Source organism: Nitrospirillum amazonense (genome assembly GCF_007828045.1).
Taxonomy (GTDB): Bacteria; Pseudomonadota; Alphaproteobacteria; order Azospirillales; family Azospirillaceae; genus Nitrospirillum; species Nitrospirillum amazonense_C.
Genome location: NZ_VITN01000026.1, coordinates 52504 through 71509, shown reverse-complemented (window position 1 = coordinate 71509; position 19006 = coordinate 52504). Strand labels below are relative to the sequence as shown.

Genomic DNA, 19006 nt, shown 5'->3' with positions numbered 1-19006 from the left:
CGGTTCATCCGCTGCGGCCGGGCTGCCCGGCACATTCTTAAGGCTTGGGAGCGGACATTCGTTCCCCCGGCCGCTTCGGCGCCGGCTTGGGGATTGGGCATGGGCCATCTTCGCTTTCGGGGGATTGCCGCCGACCGGTCCGGGAATGGTAGGCTAGCCGCCAACAGGTTAATGGCGGCGCTGGCCTTGTAGCGGCGGCGCCCGGCATAGCGAGACTGAGACCATGCGCACGCTGAAAGTCGCCCTGCACCAGATGAACTATACCACGGGCGATTTCCGGGGGAATTTCGAGCGGACCAAGGCCAGCATCCTGGCGCAGCGGCAGGCCGACCTGCATGTCCTGCCGGAATGCGCCGTGGCCAATTACGCCGCCGGCGACTACTTGCTGGAGGCCGACTACCAGCAGGCCATCATCCACTGGACGGAGCAGTACCGTCTGCTGTCTGAGCAGGCCGGCACCACAATCGCCGTGGGCACCCCCCTGCGCGGCAAGGTCCAGGGCCGCAAGATGGGCAACGGCCTGGTGGTGTTCGACCGGGGCCGCGCGGTGCTGAGCCAGTTCAAGACCCACCTGCCCAACTATGACGTCTTCGACGACGTGCGCTGGTTCGAGGCGCGGGGGGAACAGATGGGCGCCGATGCCGAAATGGGCGTGCTGCGGTTCCAGGCCGCCGGCGGCCCCGTCACCCTGGGCTTTTGCATTTGCGAGGACATCTGGTTCGACGACGTTACCCATGACCTGAGGCAGATGGGCGCGGAGGTCATTGTCTCCCTCAACGCCAGCCCCTACGCCATCGCCAAGGGCAATTTCCGCCGCCGCCTGTTCGCCCAGCGCATCCAGGAGACGGGCCTGCCCCTGGTCTACGTCAACCAGGTGGGCGGCAATGACGAGCTGGTATGGGAAGGCTGTTCCGCCATCATGGATCCGGCTGGCGCCATCTATGAGATGGCGATCGGCGGGGAAGGGGGCGCCACCGTGACCCTGGCGGACCAGGGCCAGGGTTTCCGCCTGACCGAAACGCAGGCGCCCATCCAATTGACTGATCCGCAGGAGCGCTATCTGATCGTGGGCCTGGGCCTGCGCGACTACATTGAGAAGAACGGCTTCCAGGACGTGGTCTTCGGCCTGTCGGGCGGCGCCGATTCCACCCTGGTGGCGGCCCTGGCGGCCGACGTGTTCGGCCCGGCCAAGGTCAATGCCGTCATGATGCCGTCGCCTTACACCAGTTCCGGTTCCAACATCCGCGCGGCGGAATTCGCCGCCGGCGTGGGCGCGGGCTTCAGCGCCATCAGTCTGCCCATCACCGTCGAGTATGAGGCCGGGCTGGCCAAGTTCCGCAACGCTTTCGGCCGCGACATGGGCAGCCTGGCGGATGAGAACCTGCAGGCGCAGATCAGGGGCAACACCCTGTCGGCCATCTCCAATGATCATGGCCGCCGCGCCATCCTGGGCACCAGCAACAAGAGCGAGATCCTGATGGGATACGGCACGCTCTACGGTGACATGCGCGGCGCCTTCAATCCGCTGAAGGATCTGTACAAGGCCATCGACGTCTTCCCCATCCTGAAGATGCGCCTGGCCCAGGCGCAAAACCCGGACCCGCTGTTCGCCCGCATCTGGGAAGGGGCCTTCGGCAAGCCGCTGGAGCCCTATGACGCCAAGGCCCAGGCCGCCCTGCGCGCCGTCATCGATGTGGAGCCCAGCGCCGAGCTGAAGCACAACCAGCGCGACACCGACAGCCTGCCCCCCTATCCCCGCCTGGACGCGGTGCTGTGGGAGATGGAGGACGCCAAGGAGCGCCAGACCGACGCGGAAATCGCGGAAAAGCTGGGTGAGCCGCTGGAATTCGTGCAGGACATCCGCCGCCGCGTCCGCCGGGCGGAGTTCAAGCGCTTCCAAGCCCCGCCCGGCCCCAAGGTGCACCGCAAGTCCCCCACCACCAAGGACAGGCGTTTCCCCCTGACGGCGCGCTTCACAGGCTGATCGCGCACCCCCCGTGACCTTTCTGTAGCCGGGGCACCGCGCCGGTGCGGGCGGCCCGCTACCGCAGTAGGGTGCAACCTGTTGGTGCGGAAACAGGCCTGCAGGCTGGTCTCGAATGTGTCGATCGTTTCCAGCGTGGTTCGCCGCGACGCTTGCCGTCCTTGTCCTGGTTCCTGGCCAGGCTTCGGCCCAGCAAACACCGCAAACGCCAGATGCCGGCAGCATCCTGCGCGACACCGAACGCACCACCCCGCGCCTGACCGCGCCGCCCGCGCCCCTGCACCCGGTGGTGCCGGAGGCACCGCCCTCAGAGCGCCCAGCCCAAGGGCCCACCGTCCACGTCACCGCCTTCCACATCACGGCCACGCTGTTTCCGGAGACGGAATTGCAGGCGGTGCTGGCGCCTTTCCGTGACCGCGACCTGACCCTGGGAGAATTGCAATCGGCCGCCGCCGCCGTCAGCGCTTATTACCGCCAGCACGGCTATCTGGCGCGCGCCTACCTGCCCCGGCAGGAAGTCCGCGACGGTGTCGTCACCATCGCCGTGCAGGAAAGCCGGCTGGGCCGGGTGGTGGTCGACCCCAGCAGCGACACGCGCCTGGATGCCGACACCGCCGCCGGCTACCTGCTGGACCGCCAAGCCATGGGCCAGGCCCTGCGCCTGGACGCGCTGGAAGGGGGTGTCGCGGCACTGGACGCCCTGCCGGGCATCACGGCGACGGCAACGGCGGAGGCGGGCCAAGCGGCCGACCAGACCGACATCCGCCTGAAGCTGACCGAGGGGCCGCTGTTCAGTGGCGTCGCCCTGGTGGACAACCAGGCGCAGCGGGCCAGCGGCGGCTGGCGCGGCATCGCCGTGCTGTCGGCCAATGACCTGGCCGGCATCGGTGATCAGACCGTCCTGACCGGCGTGCGCAGCCTGGGCACCACCTACGGCCGCCTGACCGCCACCCTGCCCGTGGGCTACTCCGGCCTGCGCCTGGGCGTCAATGGCAGCGCCTTCGACTATCGCGTCGCCCATGACTTCAACGCCGGCACACCTGACGGGTGGGGCGCCACCGGCGGGGCCACGGCCACCCTGCCGCTGTGGCGGACGGAGGATACCGCCCTGGACGGCCGCCTGGTGTATGAGCATCGCCGTTTGGTCAACCGCACGGCGGAGATCGTGACGGGCATCAACGTCATCGACGCCGCCACCCTGGGCGTGAGCGGGGTGGCGCGCGACGGTTGGGAGGGTATCGACCAGGTGGATGGGACCCTGACCGCCGGCAATGTCGACCTGGGTGGCGTGCCGGAGAACCAGGCGGTGGATGATGCCTCCGCCCGCACCCAGGGCGGCTACGCCAAGCTGGCCTTGACCCTCAGCCACGCCCAACCCTTGGGTGAGGGGGTGGAACTGGTGGTGCGGCTGGCCGGCCAGTGGGCCAGCGGCAACCTCGACAGCTCCGAACGGCTGGCCCTGGGCGGCCCCGACGCCATCCGCGCCTATCCCGTGAACGAGGGGCAGGGGGCGGAGGGGGCTTTGGGCACGCTGGAATTGCGCTGGCGCCCCGTGGACAGTCTGCGCCTGGCGGCCTTCTGGGATGGCGGGTGGATCCGGCAGTTCGTCAGCCCCTGGGCGGGCTGGAACCGGGGCACGGATCTGCCCAACGACTATGGCCTGCAAGGCATCGGCGTCGCCGTCAGTTGGCGGCCGGTGGACGCCCTGACGCTCGATGCGACGCTGGCCCATGTGGTCGGCGACAACCCCGGCCGGATCGCGGGGGCCGACAGTGATGGTTTGCGCCGCCACACCCGCGCCTGGGTGCGGGTGACGGGCAGCTTCTGACGGGCCGCAAGGGCATCGTCCGGCGAACGCCCGGCAGGCGTGCGCCGCTCATGGGTTGCGGCGGCGCGCCCGGCGCGGTAGGCAAGGAAGACGCCCGGACGGCCGCCGGGCGATGATAAAGCCACCAGAGCGCGCTCGTCATGGCCCAGTTCGAGACCCCCGTGCCGCCGGAACTGTCGGCGGCGGTGACGCCCCTGCCGCCCCTGGATGAGGCGGCGGTGCAGGAGGCCTGTCCCGCCCGTCCGCCGGGAACGCCCGGCGAGCCCCTGCTGCCCCGTATCCTGGTCCATGCCCGCGACCTGGTGCTGCTGGCCACGCCCCTGATGCTGACCCGCATCGGCCAACTGTTCATGCAGACGATCGACACCGCCATGGTCGGCCGCTACAGCGCGGAGGAACTGGCGTACTTCAGCCTGGGCGGCACGCCGGTGGGCACGGCTTTCGCCACCGTGGTCGGTCTGATGATGGGCACCATCATCCTGGTGGCCCAGGCGGTGGGGGCGGGACGTGCGCGCGACGCCGGCGCGGTCTGGCGCCGATCGCTGCCCTATGCCCTGTTGATCGGTGGCGTCGTCGCCCTCGGCTGCCAGTTCGGCGAGACCTTTTTCCTGCTCACGGGGCAGGAGCCGGGGATCGCCCATGGGGCGGCGCCCGTCATCGCCATCCTGGGCCTGGGTATGCCGGCGGCGGTCCTCCAGATCAGCACATCCTTCTTCCTGGAGGGGATCAAGCGGCCACTCCCGGCCATGGTCTCGATGATCGTGGCCAACCTGCTGAACTTCACCCTGGATTACACCCTGGTGTTCGGCCATTTCGGCATGCCGGCCCTGGGCGCCGCGGGGTCGGCCATCGCCACCACCACCATACGCTGGCTGACGGCGCTGGGCCTGATCCTGTACGTCTGGACCATGCGCGATCACGCCCGCTACGGCGTGCGCGGATCCTTCCTGGAATGGCGGGAGGGGCGGCCGCACCGCCACCTGGGATATGCCGCGGGCCTCAGCCAGGGCGCGGAATCCACCGCCTTCGGCACCATGGGCATCTTCGCCGGCTGGCTGGGCGCCTTGGGCCTGGGGGCCTATGCCGTGGGACTGAACCTGCTGGCCCTCATCTTCATGGCGGCCTTGGGCCTGGCCTCGGCCACGGCGGTGCAGGTGGGGCAGGCGCACGGTGCCGGCAACCGGCGGGAAGCCACGCTGGCCGGGTGGACGGGCCTGGCCCTCACGGCCCTGATGATGGTCGTCGTCGGCGTGGTGCTGGCGACGGTGCCGGAGAGCATCGCCAGCCTGTACGCCAGCGACCCGGAACTGATCCGCGTGCTGGTGCCCGCCATCGCCTTCATGGCCTGGATCGTGGTGGCCGACGGCGGGCAGACGGTCATGGCCAGCGCGCTACGCGGCCAGGGCGATAGCTGGATCCCCACCGCCCTGCATTTCTTCAGCTATTACGGCGTCATGATCCCCACGGCGGCCTATGCGGCCTTCCACCGGGGGCATGGCATCATGGGCATCTTCGAGGGCATCCTGATGGCCAGCATCGTCGCGGTCACGGTGCTGATGGTCCGGTTCCACCTGCTGTCGCGGCGCTGAGCCGCCCGACCCCTTCGGGGACGCTCAGCCCCCGGGCAGCAGCAACTCCACCTGCGTGCCCTGCGGATCGCGGATGTAGAGAGACAGGGTGGGGCCGTGGCGGTTGTCGCCCACCCGCTCCTCGATGATGTCCAGGCCGTGGGCCGCCAGATGGCCGCGCACCGCCACCTCGTCACAAGGGGCCAGCGCGATGCACAGGTGGTCCAGGTTGCGGCCTGGACCCGCCGGCGGCTTGGCCCAAGCCCCTTCCGGCACCGTCACGTCCACCAGGAACAGGTCGGCATCGCCCACCCGCAGCCGCACCAGCGCATCCTCCGGCCATTCCGCCGTCACCGGGCATCCCAGGAGGTCGCGGTAGAAGGCCAGGCTGGCGGCGATGTTGGTGACGGGCAGGGCCAGATGGTCGAAGCCGCGCGGGCTGAAGGGCGGAGTCATGGGGGCCATGGGCGAAGGGAAAACGCCCACGCACTGTAGCGCCGGGCTGGGGGCCGCGGAACCCCGCAGCCGAGTCGCGCGCGTACGCGGGTACCGTAGAGATACGCCGCGTGCCGGTTTCATTGTTCGCATGCGCGAATGATGCTAGAAAAGCGGCCGATCCCCATCGCCTGCGGGCGGCTGCGCAGCCGCCCGTGAGGCTTGGTTTTCCTTGCTTTTGGATTCTGGTTTGGTCACGACTCCGACGCCCCCCGCGGCCCCTCCCGCCAGCGACATCACCCCCATCGCCATCGAAGAGGAGATGCGCAGCAGCTATCTCGATTACGCCATGAGCGTGATCGTGAGCCGCGCGCTTCCCGACGTGCGGGACGGCCTGAAGCCGGTGCACCGCCGCATCCTCTATGCGATGAAGGAAAGCGGCTACGACAGCACCAAGCCGTACCGCAAGTCGGCCAAGGCCGTCGGCGACGTCATGGGTAACTACCACCCCCATGGCGACAGCTCGATCTACGAGGCCATGGTCCGCATGGCGCAGGATTTCTCCATGCGCCTGCCGCTGATCGACGGCCAGGGCAACTTCGGCTCCATGGACGGCGACCGCGCCGCGGCCATGCGATACACCGAGGCCCGCCTGGCCAAGTCGGCCGAGGCGATGCTGGACGACATCGATAAGGACACGATCGACTGGCAGAAGAACTACGACGAGTCAAAGGATGAGCCGACCGTCCTGCCGTCGCGCTTCCCCAATCTGCTGGTCAACGGCGCCGGCGGCATCGCCGTGGGCATGGCCACCAACATCCCGCCCCATAACCTGGGCGAGGTGATCGACGCCTGCTGCGCCTATGTCGACAACCCGGACATCACCATTCCGGAGCTGATGGAGATCGTCCCCGGTCCTGACTTCCCCACCGGCGCCCTGATCCTGGGCCGCGCCGGCATCCGCTCCGCGTTCGAAACGGGGCGCGGCTCCGTCGTCATGCGCGCCAAGAGCGAGATCGAGGAGATCCGCAAGGACCGCTGGGCCATCGTCTTCACCGAGATCCCCTACCAGGTGAACAAGGCCAAGCTGATCGAGCGCATCGCCGAGGTGGTGCAGGAAAAGCTGGTCGAGGGCATCTCCGACGTTCGTGACGAGTCCGACCGCGACGGCGTGCGCGTGGTGGTGGAGTTGAAGCGCGACGCCGTGGCCGACGTGGTGATGAACCAGCTGTTCCGCCATACGCCGCTGCAGACCTCCTTCGGCGTCAACACCCTGGCCCTGAATGGCGGCCGGCCGGAACTGATGAACCTGAAGGACATCATCGCGGCCTTCGTGAAGTTCCGCGAGCAGGTCATCACCCGCCGCACCGAGTTCGAGCTGGGCAAGGCCCGCGAGCGCGCCCACACCTTGGTGGGCCTGGGCGTGGCCGTGGCCAACCTGGACGAGATGATCGCCCTGATCCGCCGCGCGCCCGATCCGCAGTCGGCGCGCGAGGAAATGGTGGCCCGCGAATGGCCGGCCAACGATGTGGCGCCGCTGATCACCCTGATCGATGAGCCGGGCCGCGGCCTGTCGGAAGCAGGGACCTACCGCCTGTCGGAAGCCCAGGCCAAGGCCATCCTGGAACTGCGCCTGCACCGCCTGACCGGGCTGGAGCGTGACAAGATCGGCGCCGACCTGACGGCGGTGGTGGAGCAGATCCGCCATTTCCTGGAGATACTGTCGTCCCGTCCGCTGCTGCTGGACATCCTGCGCAACGAGCTGGTGGAGGTGAAGGCGCGCTTCGACACGCCCCGCCGCACCAAGATCGAGGACCTGGAGTTCGAGGCGGACATCGAGGACCTGATCCAGCGCGAGGACATGGTCGTCATTGTCACGCAGGGCGGCTACATCAAGCGCGTGCCCGTCTCCACCTACCGGGCGCAGGCGCGCGGCGGCAAGGGCCGCAGCGGCATGCAGCTGAAGGCGGAGGACACGGTCAGCGACCTGTTTGTCGCCAACACCCACACGCCCATGCTGCTCTTCACCAACCGCGGCATGGTCTACAAGCTGAAGGTCTGGCGCCTGCCGCTGGGCCAGCCGCAGACCCGGGGCAAGGCCCTGGTGAACCTGCTGCCGCTGGAGGATGGCGAGGTCATCACCACCGTGATGCCCATGCCCGAGGATGAGGCCAGCTGGGGCGACCTGAACGTGTTGTTCGTCACCAGCCACGGCAACGTCCGCCGCAACAAGCTGTCGGACTTCACCAACATCCGCGCCAATGGCCTGATCGCCATGAAGCTGGAGGAAGAAGGTGAACTGCTGATCGCCGCGCGCACCTGCGGCGAGGCGGACGACGTGCTGCTGGCCACGCGCCTGGGCCGCTGCATCCGCTTCCCGGTGGTGGACGTCCGCGTCTTCGCCGGCCGCACCTCCACCGGCGTGCGCGGCATCCGCTTGGCCGAGGGGGACGAGGTCATCGGCCTGTCCATCCTGCACCACACCGAGTACACGGCCGAGGATCGCGCCGCCTACCTGAAGCAGGCCAGCGCCGAGCGCCGCCAGCAGGGTGAGGAGGTCGAGGAGGCCGCCGACGTGGACCCCGAGGTCACCGGCGATGTCGGTACCCTGTCGCCTGAACTCTATGCCGAGATGAAGGCGCGTGAGGAATTCCTGCTGACCGTCTCGGTCCAGGGCTTCGGCAAGCGCACCTCGGCCTATGAGTACCGCCTCACCGGTCGTGGCGGCCAGGGCATCTGGAACATGGACATGGGGGCCCGTAACAAGGCCATCGCCGCCGTGTTCCCCATCGCCGAGACCGACCAGGTGATGATGGTCAGCAACGGTGGCCAGGTCATCCGCATGCCCGTGCACGACGTGCGCATCACCGCGCGCAAGAGCAAGGGCGTCACCCTGTTCCGCTTGTCGATCGACGAGGGCGTGGTGTCGGTGGCGCGGCTGGCTGATGACGGTACCGAGGACGGCGGGGCGGACGATGCCGCGCAGGCCGACATCATCGCGGGCCCGGCCCCGGAGGGTTCGGCACAGGATGGTTCGGCCCCGGGTGGCACGAACGAGGGAACCGGCGACTGAGGATTGGGGGTTCGAGTCCCCTAGGGATTCGAACCCCACCTCGGCAAAGCCGGCGGATGGAGCTGACGATGGGCGGATTGGATCAGCGGGGGCAAGGATGAGCGAGCGTCGCATCGGGGTTTATCCCGGCACCTTCGACCCCATCACCAATGGGCATTTCGATATCATCCAGCGCGCGGCCAAGCTGGTCGATCACCTGATCATCGGGGTGGCCAGCAACGCCGGCAAGGGGCCCCTGTTCTCCACGGCGGAGCGCGTGGCCCTGGTGCAGGACGAATTGGGGCCGCTGGCCGCCAAGGGCATCTCCGTCGAGGTGCGGCCCTTCGACAGCCTGCTAATGAACTTCGCCGTGGGTTGCCAGGCCCAGGTGATCATCCGCGGCCTGCGTGCCGTCTCGGACTTCGAGTATGAGTTCCAGATGGCCGGGATGAACGCGCGTCTCAACCCGCAGGTTGAGACCGTGTTCCTGATGGCATCGGACCGGCACCAGTTCATCTCCTCCCGCTTCGTGAAGGAGATCGGGCGGCTGGGCGGCGACATCGCCCACTTCGTCAGCCCGCGCGTGGCCCATCGCTTGGCGGAGCGTTTCGCCCAGGACGCCCGGCAGGGGGTGGGCGGGGGTGTGGAGCCCGCCACCGGCGGCGCCGGCGAATAAGCCCAAAGATGTTTGCGGGCAGGGGCCCTATGCACCGTTGATGTGCCGGGCCCCGCCGCTTTCCATTGACCGCGCCCATACCCGTCATTATGGTGCGCGCCACACCGGGACGGGCCCTCAGCCCCGTCTTCGTTCGCGGAAAACCAAGCCGTTTTCCCTGCGGTCGATCCCGTAGCTCAGCCGGTAGAGCACGTGACTTTTAATCATGGGGTCGTGGGTTCGAATCCCACCGGGATCACCAATTTTTCAATAGTTTAGCTGTGTTGTCGATCAACGGTCGCGGTCCTTGTCGCGATTGATCTATTGGTGTGGCGCGATGGCAACCACACGGTGCATCGCCCAAACCGATGATGCCGTATTGAATAATGCGCCTTGTCCGTCATCGCCATTTCCGACGATTTTCTCCTTATCAAAATAAAAAGCGGCCGTCAGCACACGGACCGCCAAAATGAGGAGGAAATGCTCTGTGAAGAACTGGGCAATGGGCGCGACAATTCTGTGTATGATTTCGTTCGCAAATTCGCATATGGCGCGCGCCACTGAAAGCGGTGGCAACAGTTATCCGCCGGGCGCCAGCATCTATCTGGCCGGCGCGATGCCGCCACCGGGCGAGTACGTCCTGTTCCAGCCCAACTACTATACCGCCGACCGGATGAACGACGGCGGCGGCAACAAGCTGCCCTTGGATTTCAGCGTCGAATCCGCCTCGCAGACCTTTCGCGGCTTCGTGGTCACGCCCTACCGGCTATTCGGCGCCCAGGTGGCATCCGAGGTGATCCTGCCCATCGTCGATCTGCATGTCGAGGTGGCAGGGCAAAAGACCAGCAAGCTGGGTTTCGGGGACGTCGGCATCACGCCACTGATGCTGGGCTGGCGCCTGGGTCCCAACCTGTCCCTGGTGTGGGGCACCGACATCTTCATGCCGGTGGGCCAATACAACGCCGCGGCCCTGGCCAACATCGGCCGCAACGTCTGGTCCTTCCAGCCCACGCTGGGCCTGGCTTACATCGACCCCCAGGGCTGGCAGGCGCAGGTGTCGCCACGCCTGGCGTTCAACACCACCAACGACGCCACGCACTATCACTCCGGGTCGGACTTCGACTTGGATTTCGCCATGGCCCGCAATGTCGATGGCTGGCGCTTCGGCGTCTCCGGCTATTTCTACGTCCAGTATGAGGATGACACCCAGGATGGGGTGAAGGTCGGCGCCGACGGCTATCGCGGCAAGGCCTTCGCGGTGGGGCCGGCCATCAGTCATGATATCGGGCCGCTGCAGGCCACCTTCACCTGGCAGCACGAGTTCGTGGCCGAACACCGTGCCCAGGGCGAGAACCTGTGGATGCAGTTGGGCCTGCGGCTCTGATCTCAGAACAGGGTTGCGGCGACCTGTGGGGCCAGCAGGTCGGCATCGTCGTTGCGCACGTTGCCGACGCGCGGCCCCACCGCCCAGAAGCGGGTTTCATTGGCGGGGTAGGGGCGCAGCAGATCCAGCAGGGCGGAAGCATCGGCGTCCGTCTCGCCCAGCCAGGCGGGCCAGCGGTCGGGCGTCAGGATAACCGGCATGCGGTGGTGGATGTGGCCGATGGCGTCGTTGGCCGTCGTGGTCAGAATGGTGTAGGTCCGTGCCCATTCACCGCTGGCCGGATCCTTCCAGCCCTCCCACAACCCGGCGAAGGCGGCCGTATCCGCGTTGGCCGGGGCGATGGCATAGGCTTGCTTGGCGCCGTTCTCCACCCGCCATTCATAGAAGGCGGTCACCGGCACCAGGCAGCGGCGGCGGGCGAAGGCCTGCCGGAAGGTGGGTTTTTCCGTCACGCTTTCCGAGCGGGCGTTGATCATCTTGGCGCCCCCTGCCATATCCGCCGCCCACGACGGCACCAGGCCCCAGCGCAGCATGTCCAGGCGCCGTTCCCCCGTCTGCGCGTTCCAGCGCACCACCGGCGCCGATTGCGTCGGCGCGATGTTGAAGCGGCCCGGGAAATTGGGCAGGGTGCCCAGGGTCTGGAACAGCGCCTCCATGGCCTGGGGCGGGGTAACGGCGGCATAACGACCGCACATGGCGGGGACGACTCCGGAAACTGGACGGGCGCTTGGCGCCGGGGCGGCGGCATGATACCGCTGCCAAGGCCAAATGCGCCACAGCTAGTATCCGGAGCCATAGCATGACCCAATCCCTAGCCTCCGCCGCCGCGGGCGTGCCCAAGGTCGGCATTGGGGTCCTGATCCAGCGTGAGGGCCGCATCCTGCTGGGCCGCCGGCGCAACAGCCATGGCGACGGCAGCTATTCCTGGTGCGGCGGCCACCTGGAATATGGCGAGACCTTCGAGGAATGCGCCATTCGCGAGGTGGTGGAGGAGTGCGGCCTGGTGGTCCGGCGCCTGCACTTCCTCTGCCTGCACAACATCCTGGCCTACGACAAGCACTACGTGGACATCCAGTTCATCGCCGAGGAGGTGGAACCGGGCGAACCCCAGGTGCTGGAACCGCACAAGATCGCGGACTGGGGCTGGTACGGCCTGGACGCCCTGCCACGGCCACTGTTCCGCCCGGTGGAACTGGCCCTGGATGCCTGGGCCGCCCGGCGCAGCTACACGTCACTGGCGCGCTAGGTCGTTCGGCGCGACCAATCTGTGACCCACGACCTATTCCCAAAGAAGCTCTTTGGCGACGCCGCGCGTACCATATAAAGTTTTTGTTACATTTTGTTGGCAGTTTCAAGTCGGGGCGGCGTGGGCTCGCCTGCTCGACATTGCCAGTATCTTCGGGGCAATCGGGGGAGTGGCGCACGTTCGGCCATCATTGCGGCCGGCGACGCCGGAGGCTTGCCCGATCGCCGCAGAAGACGAGTAGGGCCAGGGAGGAAGAACGTACAAATGAACGGCTTCGACAGTGCCATCCAGGAATTCCTGACCACCCACGCCTTCACCTCGGACGTGGTGAACCACGCCATCCGCACCATCGCCGACTTCTCGATGTTCAAGGGCCTGTTCCCGGTGGCCATCCTATGGTGGATCTGGTTCCGGGGTGGCCGGCGCGGGCTTTGGGAAAAGGAAATGGTGATCGCCACCTTCGTCAGCGGCTTGCTGGCCCTGGGCGTCGGGCGCCTGCTGGCTCACTTCCTCCCCTTCCGGGAGCGGCCCATCTACGACCCCGCCGTACCCTTCCATTTTCCTTTGAGCGGCACCAGCGAAACCATCTTGCGGACCTGGAGCTCATTTCCCAGCGACCACGCCATGCTATGGATGGCGGTTTCCACCGGCATCTTCCTGGTGTGGCGGTGGATCGGTGTGCTGGCCATGGCCTACACCGCCCTCTTCGTCTGCACGGTGCGGGTCTATCTGGGACTGCACTTCCCCACGGACGTGCTGGGCGGCGCCATCATCGGCGTGCTGATCACCCTGGTCATGACCCGCGACGCCGTCCGGCCGCTGTACACCACCCCTATCCTGCGGGTCATGATGCGCTTTCCCGCCCCCTGTTATACCCTGGCATTCCTGTTTTGTTTCGAGTTGGTCACCCAGTTCGACGAGATCCGTATGATTGGCCAATCCGTGCATAAGGTGCTGGAGGCCCGTCGCAACGACGCCGATCCGTCCCCGTATGCGGTGGGGCCCGTAGAGACCGCGGCCCGGCCCAACTGAGACGTCGGCGCCTGGATGCGATCCCGTCCCTGCCACTTTGGAGATAGCCCGCCCGTCACAATTCCATGGCCGTTTCGCAGCCTGTATAAATAACTTTCGTTGTAGATCAGTGCCCACAATTGTCTAGGAGACCGTGGACCGTGTCCGATCTTCATGACGATCGCGGGGGTGGTCCCACAGCAACGATAGGGAGCGCCTCCCCCAAGAACCGACCGGCACATCCGTGCATGGCGGCTGATATCGCCCTGACACGGGCGGCCGAAATGCTTCTGGGCATCCGCGGCACCCGTGCGTATGCCGATGCCACCCCTGAGGAACGGCTGGAGCTCGAATCCTACGTTCTTGAACTGGTCGATGGACGCCCCCTGAACCGCGCCACGCGGACGCATTTCAGTCCACCCTAGCATCCACTCCCCGAGCGCCAGGCTCATTACGCACCTGCAACGGTGAATGTGCCGAACCATAAGACGCGCGCCGTGCAAGAACCTCGCTGGAAAGGCATTCCGCCCAGGCATTTGTGTCGCGACGCCTTTGGCGGCACACTCCAACCATGGCATGGCTTACGCTACCCCGTTGTCGGGAAACCGTCGGCCCGCCTGACTTCGCAGGGGAGGGGTTAATGGCCTGGGGCGGTATCAGACGCGTGCTGTCCAACCTGGTGCGGCCCAGCAACCGCCGGACTTATGACCGCCTATCGGTTGACAGCCAGGTGCAGTTGAGCTGCGGCGACATCCTTGTATCTTGCCGCATCGCCGATGTTTCCGCCGGCGGTGCCTTCCTTGTTCCCGATCCTGACCTGCCCATTGGAACGGAGGGGGTGTTGCGCCTGCCGGGCGCGCCTGTGGCCGCCGCCGTCCGCATCGTGCGCCGTACCGAAAACGGCGTGGGTGTCGAGTTCCTACGCGACGGCGTGGGCGCCATCGTCGCCGGCTGGGTTCGTGCCGTCAGCGGCACAGGGCCGGCGGCCCGGGATGACGCCGCGCACACGCCGACCTGAAGGGCCTCTGCCCCGACACCAACAATAATTGCTTGGGAAGCGGCCGCGGCGCCTATAGCCCGCAGAACAACTCGAATTCCTTGACGGGCAGGGGGCGAGCGAACAGATAGCCCTGGCCTTCCTCCACGCCCATGCCGCGCAGCAGGCTACGCTCCCCTTCCGTCTCCACACCTTCCGCCACCACCTTCAGGCCCATGGCCTTGGCCATGGCGACGATGGCCTGGACGATATGGCGGGTGCCGCTGTCCTGTTCCATGTCCTGCACGAACTTGCGGTCGACCTTCAGACAATCCAACGGCAGCTCGCGCAGGTAGGACAGCGAGGAATAGCCGGTGCCGAAATCATCCAGCGCCAGAGCCACGCCGCAATCGGCGATCCACGCCATCTGCCGCAACGCCCCCTCCAGATCCTCCGGCAGCACCGATTCGGTAATTTCCAGCTGCAGCAGGTGGGGCGGGATGCCCGTCTCCCGCAACAGAACGTCGATCAGCGCAGGCAGGTGCCCCCAGCGGAACTGACGTTCCGAGACGTTGACGGCGATCTGCAGCGGCTGGCGTCCGGCTTCGATCCAGGACTGGATCTGCCGACAGGCGGCGCGCAGGGCCCATTCGCCGATGGGCACCATCAGGCCCGTCTCCTCGGCGATGGGAATGAACTCCATGGGATAGATCAGGCCCCGGGTGGGATGGCGCCAGCGGATCAGCGCCTCCCCCCCGATGGGGGTGCCGTCGGCGATGGCCACCTTGGGCTGGTAGTGCAGGACGAAGGCCTCATCCAGGATGGCCTGGCGCAGCTCCGTCTCCGTGATCAGCTGGTGGCGCAGCCGCTCCCGCATCTGTTCGGTATAGTGCAGGTAATGGGCGGAGCCGGACTTCGCCACCTCACCCTGGGCGATGGCCGCGTTCCGCAGCAGGGCCTGGCCGCTGGTGCCATCGTCGGGCGACACCGCCACCCCGATCTTGGCCACCATGTACAAAAGCCGCCCCTCCACCAGGATGGGCTCCCCAATACGGGCAGCCAGGGCGGAGGCGGTGAACAGCGCCTTGCTGGCGTGGCTGAGGTTGGGCAAGAACAGGGCGAACTGTGCCCGGGCGATTCGGCAGACGGCGTCAGCGCTGCCGCACAGGCCCAAGACCCGCTCGGCCATGACGGCCATGGACGCGTCCAGGGCCTGCTGGCCCAGCAGCTTGTACAGCTCCGCCATGCGGGAGATCTCGATGACCAGCACGGCGCAGGGGCCGCTGTGGCTGGCCAGATGATCATCGATACGACGGGTGAAGACGGAAATATCCTGCATGGCACCGGCACCCGTAGGTGCAGCGTCGGTTCTGGCGACGACGGTCAGGCAGGCATCGGTCACGATCAGGGCTAGGCCGGCTTGTTCTCGGTTAGGTTTGACCTTAGACCATTTCCTGTCCCGACCGCATGAGGAAACTGCGCCGTCCATGCAATATTCGACAAATACGATAGAATCTGACGGTATCCGGGTCGCTCCGGCCTGAATCACTGGCTACAGGGGTAGGCCGGTTACAGGAGTAGGCCTGCCAGGCCTAGGCTTTCCGGCTCAATGATTATGGGAGGCAAATGCCTTGAGTTTTGCCCTGTCCAAGATCTTCTGGACGCTGACGGCGCCCGGCAACCTATTGCTTTTGTTTTTGTTGGTTGGCCTTTTTGCAACCGGGGGCTTCAGGGCGCGCCGGTCCCTGCTCTGCGCCCGGGCCGCGGCCGTGGGGCTGGCCATCATTGCCGTGCTGCCCGTCGGGGCGTGGAGCATGCGCACGCTGGAGCAGCGCTTTCCAGCGCCCGCGAACCTTCCCACCCATGTCGACGGCATCATCGTCCTGGGCGGGTCTGTCGACCAGGTGGCGACAGCCGAGACGGGCCAGCCGGAGGTGAACGCCGCGGCGGAGCGGCTGATGGTGATTCCCGACCTGGCCCGCCGCTATCCCGACGCCCGCATCATCTTCTCCGGCGGGTCCGGGGAGCTGCGCGACCCTGATGAGAAGGAGGCGCCGGTGGCCCGCGCCGCCCTGGAGGAGATCGGCATGGACATCGGCCGCGTGACCTTCGAGGGGGAGTCGCGCAACACCTGGGAGAACGCGCTGTTCAGCCGTGACCTGATGCATCCGCAGCCCGGGCAGACCTGGCTGCTGGTGACATCGGCCTTCCATATGCCGCGCTCGGTGGGCATCTTCCGCCATGTCGGCTGGCCGGTGGTGGCCTACCCGGTGGACATCCGGGCCCCCCGGACCCTGCTGTACCGGCCGGACTTCGACCTGCTGCGAGGGCTGGAACTGCTGTCGCAGTCGGTGCACGAATACATCGGATTGGTGGCCTACCATCTGCTGGGCCGCACCGATAACCTGTTCCCCGCGCCCGACGCCACGGACAGCGCCACCAAAACGCCCTGATTTCATTCCTAGTTTTCGACCACTTTTCCCGCTTGCCTGAGGAATTCGCCTGTGACCCGCTTTCCCGCCAGCCGCCCCCTCCTGTCCCGCGCCACCGGCATCGGCATGCTGTCGGCGCTGTTGCTGACGGGATGCGCCGGCGGACCGCCGGCGGCGGCGAACGCCCAGCAGCCACCGGCACCCCCACCCGCCCCAGCGCAACCACCGGCCCCCGCGGCGCCCGTCCCCACCGTCATCACGCCGGAACAGCAGGCGGACTTCGCGCGCTGGCTGGACGGCGTGCGGCAGGAGGCCCAGGCCCAGGGCATCTCCAAGGCCACCCTGGACCTGGCGCTGGCCAATGTGCAGGAACTGCCGCGCGTCATCGACCTGGACCGCAAGCAGCCGGAAGGCACGGTCACCTTCGCCACCTACGCCGACCGCGTCCTGACCAAGGACCGCATCCAGCGCGGCCGCGACATGATGCGCCAGAACGCCGCCCTGCTGGCCCAGGTCAGCGCCAAGTACCATGTGCAGCCGCAGTACATCGTCGCGCTGTGGGGACTGGAGACCAATTACGGCCGGGTCACCGGCGGCTTCCGCATCATCGACGCCCTGGCGACCCTGGCCCATGATGGCCGCCGCCCGGCTTATTTCCGCAAGGAACTGATCCAGGCCCTGCGCATCGTGGAGGAGGACAAGGTCGACCCCGCCACCATGAAGGGGTCATGGGCCGGCGCCATGGGCCAGGTACAGTTCATGCCCAGCGCCTTCTTCAAGTTCGCGCAGGACTTCGACGGCTGCGGTCGCCGCGACATCTGGACCCGGACGCCGGATGTTCTGGCCTCGGCCGCCAACTACCTGTCCACCGTGGGCTGGGATGCCGGCACCACCTGGGGACGGGAAGTGAAGCTGCCCGCGAAAGGTCTGGACGCCGCCGCCGCCGCCGCCGGCCTGGACAAGAAGCGCACGCTGGCGGAATGGGCCAAGGCCGGGGTGCGGTCCCTGGACGGCAAGCCGCTGCCGGCCCGCGCGCTGTCGGCCTCGCTGGTCATTCCGGACGGGCCGGACGGCCGCGCCTTCCTGGTCTATGACAACTACCGCACCATCATGAACTGGAACCGGTCCACTTATTTCGCGACCACCGTTGGTTTGCTGGCCGATCAACTTGGCGCGGCGCCGTGAGATGTTGTAGGGTGCAGCCACAATCCATAGCGGTGTGCGAGTGATGAGCCGGGCAAATCTGGTGAAGCGGACGGCGGCGGCCGCCGCCGCCAACGAATCGACGGGACAGTTCCCCTGGAAAGCGCCCGCCCTGGCCGGGGTGTCGCTTGCTGCCCTGCTGATGGCCGGCTGCGCCCACAAGCAGGAGGCGCCGGGCCCCGCCGCCACCGCCAAGACCCAGGCGCCATCGGCCGCCGGCGCGGGCCAGCCCACCTACAAGGTGGGCAACCCCTACCAGATCGGCGGCATCTGGTACTATCCGCGCGCCGACTATGATTACGACCAGACCGGCATCGCCAGCTGGTACGGCCCGGGATTCCACCAGGAACGCACCGCCAACGGCGAAACCTTCGACCAGAACGAGCTGACGGCGGCCCACCAGACCCTGCCCATGCCCAGCCTGGTGCGGGTGACCAACCTGGACAATGGCCGTTCCATCGTCGTGCGCATCAACGACCGCGGCCCCTTTGCCGCCGGCCGCATCATCGACCTGTCCCGCCGCTCCGCCCAGTTGCTGGGCATGGAACAGCAGGGCACGGCCAAGGTGCGGGTGCAGATCCTGGCGGATGAAAGCCGCGCCATCGCGGCGGCGGCCATGCAGGCCGGCGGCAGCCAGGTGGCCCTGACCGCGCCGCCCAGCAGCACGGCGCCCGTGCCCACCACCATGGCGGACGGCAGCCCGGTGCCCAAGGCCGCCCCGCGCCCCAGCGTGACGGTGCAGGGCCAGGCCCTGCCGCCGGCGCAAGGGCCGAGTCCGGCCCCGGCGCGGCCCGTCCAGGCCCCCACCACCGTTCCCGGCACGACGGAGCCGGACGGCCGATTCCTGCCGGCGCCGGTGGTGCAGCAGGTCGCGGTCGGCCCGGGGCCGAAGCGCATCTACGTGCAGGCCGGGTCCTTCACCCTGTTCGACAACGCCAACAAGCTGCGCGCCCGGCTGGCCAGCATCGGCCCATCCTTCCTGGCGCCCAGCATGGTCAACGGCACGCAGTTCTTCCGCGTCCGCGTCGGCCCGCTGGACACGCCCGAACAGGCCGACCAGGTGCTGGACCAGGTGGTGGCCGCTGGCAACAACGGCGCCCGCGTCATCGTCGAGTAAGGCCGGGGTCGAGTAAGGCCGGGGTCGAATAGGACGCGGGTTAAGCTTGAAATGTTCCCGCCGGCCGCCGCACCCTGTGCACCGGGGTCGCCGCCGGTTGGGACATTTTGGCCAT

The 19006-nt window shown here is 67.4% G+C and carries 17 protein-coding genes and 1 tRNA gene; 15 read left to right on the top strand and 3 right to left on the bottom strand.

The genetic code is table 11. The annotated features are described in order from the left end of the window. Nucleotides 1-223 precede the first annotated feature (223 nt). From nadE to FBZ89_RS26630, 3 genes are all read left to right on the top strand, one after another. Nucleotides 224-1984 carry an NAD(+) synthase gene (gene nadE / locus FBZ89_RS26640; protein ID WP_145753709.1) on the top strand — a complete coding sequence of 587 codons (1761 nt, stop codon included), beginning with the start codon at nucleotides 224-226 and terminating at the stop codon, nucleotides 1982-1984. Nucleotides 1985-2099: 115 nt separating this feature from the next. After that, a complete protein-coding gene (locus FBZ89_RS26635; protein WP_145753707.1) occupies nucleotides 2100-3812 on the top strand; it encodes a ShlB/FhaC/HecB family hemolysin secretion/activation protein in 1713 nt (570 codons plus the stop codon). Nucleotides 3813-3952: 140 nt separating this feature from the next. Next, complete coding sequence (locus FBZ89_RS26630) at nucleotides 3953-5401, top strand: MATE family efflux transporter (protein WP_145753705.1); 1449 nt, start codon at nucleotides 3953-3955, stop codon at nucleotides 5399-5401. 24 nt (nucleotides 5402-5425) lie between these two features. On the opposite strand, the gene FBZ89_RS26625 is transcribed toward FBZ89_RS26630, so the two are convergent. Continuing rightward, the gene (locus FBZ89_RS26625; RefSeq protein ID WP_186457600.1) at nucleotides 5426-5845 is read right to left on the bottom strand and encodes a VOC family protein; all 420 of its coding nucleotides are present in this window, start codon (nucleotides 5843-5845) and stop codon (nucleotides 5426-5428) included. Nucleotides 5846-6065: 220 nt separating this feature from the next. Here FBZ89_RS26625 and gyrA point away from each other — a divergent pair, with 220 nt between their 5' ends. The 5 genes from gyrA (at nucleotide 6066) to FBZ89_RS26605 (ending at nucleotide 10906) form a co-directional block, all read left to right on the top strand. Next, entirely contained in the window at nucleotides 6066-8888 is a 2823-nt protein-coding gene (gene gyrA / locus FBZ89_RS26620; RefSeq protein WP_145753702.1) for a DNA gyrase subunit A, read from the top strand. Nucleotides 8889-8985: 97 nt separating this feature from the next. Beyond that, the gene (gene coaD, locus FBZ89_RS26615) at nucleotides 8986-9543 is read left to right on the top strand and encodes a pantetheine-phosphate adenylyltransferase (protein WP_145753700.1); all 558 of its coding nucleotides are present in this window, start codon (nucleotides 8986-8988) and stop codon (nucleotides 9541-9543) included. Between the two features lie 165 nt (nucleotides 9544-9708). Beyond that, nucleotides 9709-9784, top strand: a tRNA-Lys gene (locus FBZ89_RS26610). Between the two features lie 131 nt (nucleotides 9785-9915). Continuing rightward, the gene (locus tag FBZ89_RS31055; protein WP_186457599.1) at nucleotides 9916-10086 is read left to right on the top strand and encodes a hypothetical protein; all 171 of its coding nucleotides are present in this window, start codon (nucleotides 9916-9918) and stop codon (nucleotides 10084-10086) included. Further along, nucleotides 10070-10906: a SphA family protein gene (locus tag FBZ89_RS26605; RefSeq protein ID WP_186457598.1), complete on the top strand. Its 837-nt coding sequence runs from the start codon at nucleotides 10070-10072 to the stop codon at nucleotides 10904-10906. The genes FBZ89_RS31055 and FBZ89_RS26605 overlap by 17 nt, the downstream gene beginning before the upstream one ends. 2 nt (nucleotides 10907-10908) lie before the next feature. Here the strand turns inward: FBZ89_RS26605 and FBZ89_RS26600 are convergent, their stop codons facing one another. Continuing rightward, nucleotides 10909-11601, bottom strand: a complete 693-nt coding sequence (locus FBZ89_RS26600) for an SOS response-associated peptidase (protein ID WP_145753696.1) — start codon at nucleotides 11599-11601, stop codon at nucleotides 10909-10911. Between the two features lie 104 nt (nucleotides 11602-11705). Here FBZ89_RS26600 and FBZ89_RS26595 point away from each other — a divergent pair, with 104 nt between their 5' ends. The 4 genes from FBZ89_RS26595 to FBZ89_RS26585 all read left to right on the top strand — a co-directional run bounded on the left by FBZ89_RS26595 (nucleotide 11706) and on the right by FBZ89_RS26585 (nucleotide 14181). After that, on the top strand, nucleotides 11706-12152 hold the full coding sequence (locus FBZ89_RS26595) for a nucleotide triphosphate diphosphatase NUDT15 (RefSeq protein WP_145753695.1): 447 nt from the start codon (nucleotides 11706-11708) through the stop codon (nucleotides 12150-12152). Nucleotides 12153-12416: 264 nt separating this feature from the next. Next, nucleotides 12417-13184, top strand: a complete 768-nt coding sequence (locus tag FBZ89_RS26590; RefSeq protein ID WP_145753693.1) for a phosphatase PAP2 family protein — start codon at nucleotides 12417-12419, stop codon at nucleotides 13182-13184. Between the two features lie 227 nt (nucleotides 13185-13411). Further along, on the top strand, nucleotides 13412-13588 hold the full coding sequence (locus tag FBZ89_RS31050; RefSeq protein ID WP_186457597.1) for a hypothetical protein: 177 nt from the start codon (nucleotides 13412-13414) through the stop codon (nucleotides 13586-13588). Between the two features lie 215 nt (nucleotides 13589-13803). Beyond that, on the top strand, nucleotides 13804-14181 hold the full coding sequence (locus FBZ89_RS26585; protein ID WP_186457596.1) for a PilZ domain-containing protein: 378 nt from the start codon (nucleotides 13804-13806) through the stop codon (nucleotides 14179-14181). Nucleotides 14182-14233: 52 nt separating this feature from the next. Here the strand turns inward: FBZ89_RS26585 and FBZ89_RS26580 are convergent, their stop codons facing one another. Further along, nucleotides 14234-15478, bottom strand: a complete 1245-nt coding sequence (locus FBZ89_RS26580) for a putative bifunctional diguanylate cyclase/phosphodiesterase (protein ID WP_186457595.1) — start codon at nucleotides 15476-15478, stop codon at nucleotides 14234-14236. Nucleotides 15479-15908: 430 nt separating this feature from the next. Between FBZ89_RS26580 and FBZ89_RS26575 the strand changes: the two genes are divergently transcribed. Genes FBZ89_RS26575 through FBZ89_RS26565 form a run of 3 tightly spaced genes read left to right on the top strand, consistent with a single transcriptional unit; the run spans nucleotide 15909 to nucleotide 18891 of the window. Then, nucleotides 15909-16592, top strand: coding sequence for a YdcF family protein (locus FBZ89_RS26575; protein WP_246172601.1), 684 nt, complete (start codon nucleotides 15909-15911; stop codon nucleotides 16590-16592). A 51-nt stretch (nucleotides 16593-16643) separates the two neighbouring features. Beyond that, a complete protein-coding gene (locus tag FBZ89_RS26570; protein WP_246172600.1) occupies nucleotides 16644-17756 on the top strand; it encodes a lytic murein transglycosylase in 1113 nt (370 codons plus the stop codon). 43 nt (nucleotides 17757-17799) lie between these two features. Then, the gene (locus FBZ89_RS26565; RefSeq protein WP_145753686.1) at nucleotides 17800-18891 is read left to right on the top strand and encodes a septal ring lytic transglycosylase RlpA family protein; all 1092 of its coding nucleotides are present in this window, start codon (nucleotides 17800-17802) and stop codon (nucleotides 18889-18891) included. Nucleotides 18892-19006 lie beyond the last annotated feature (115 nt).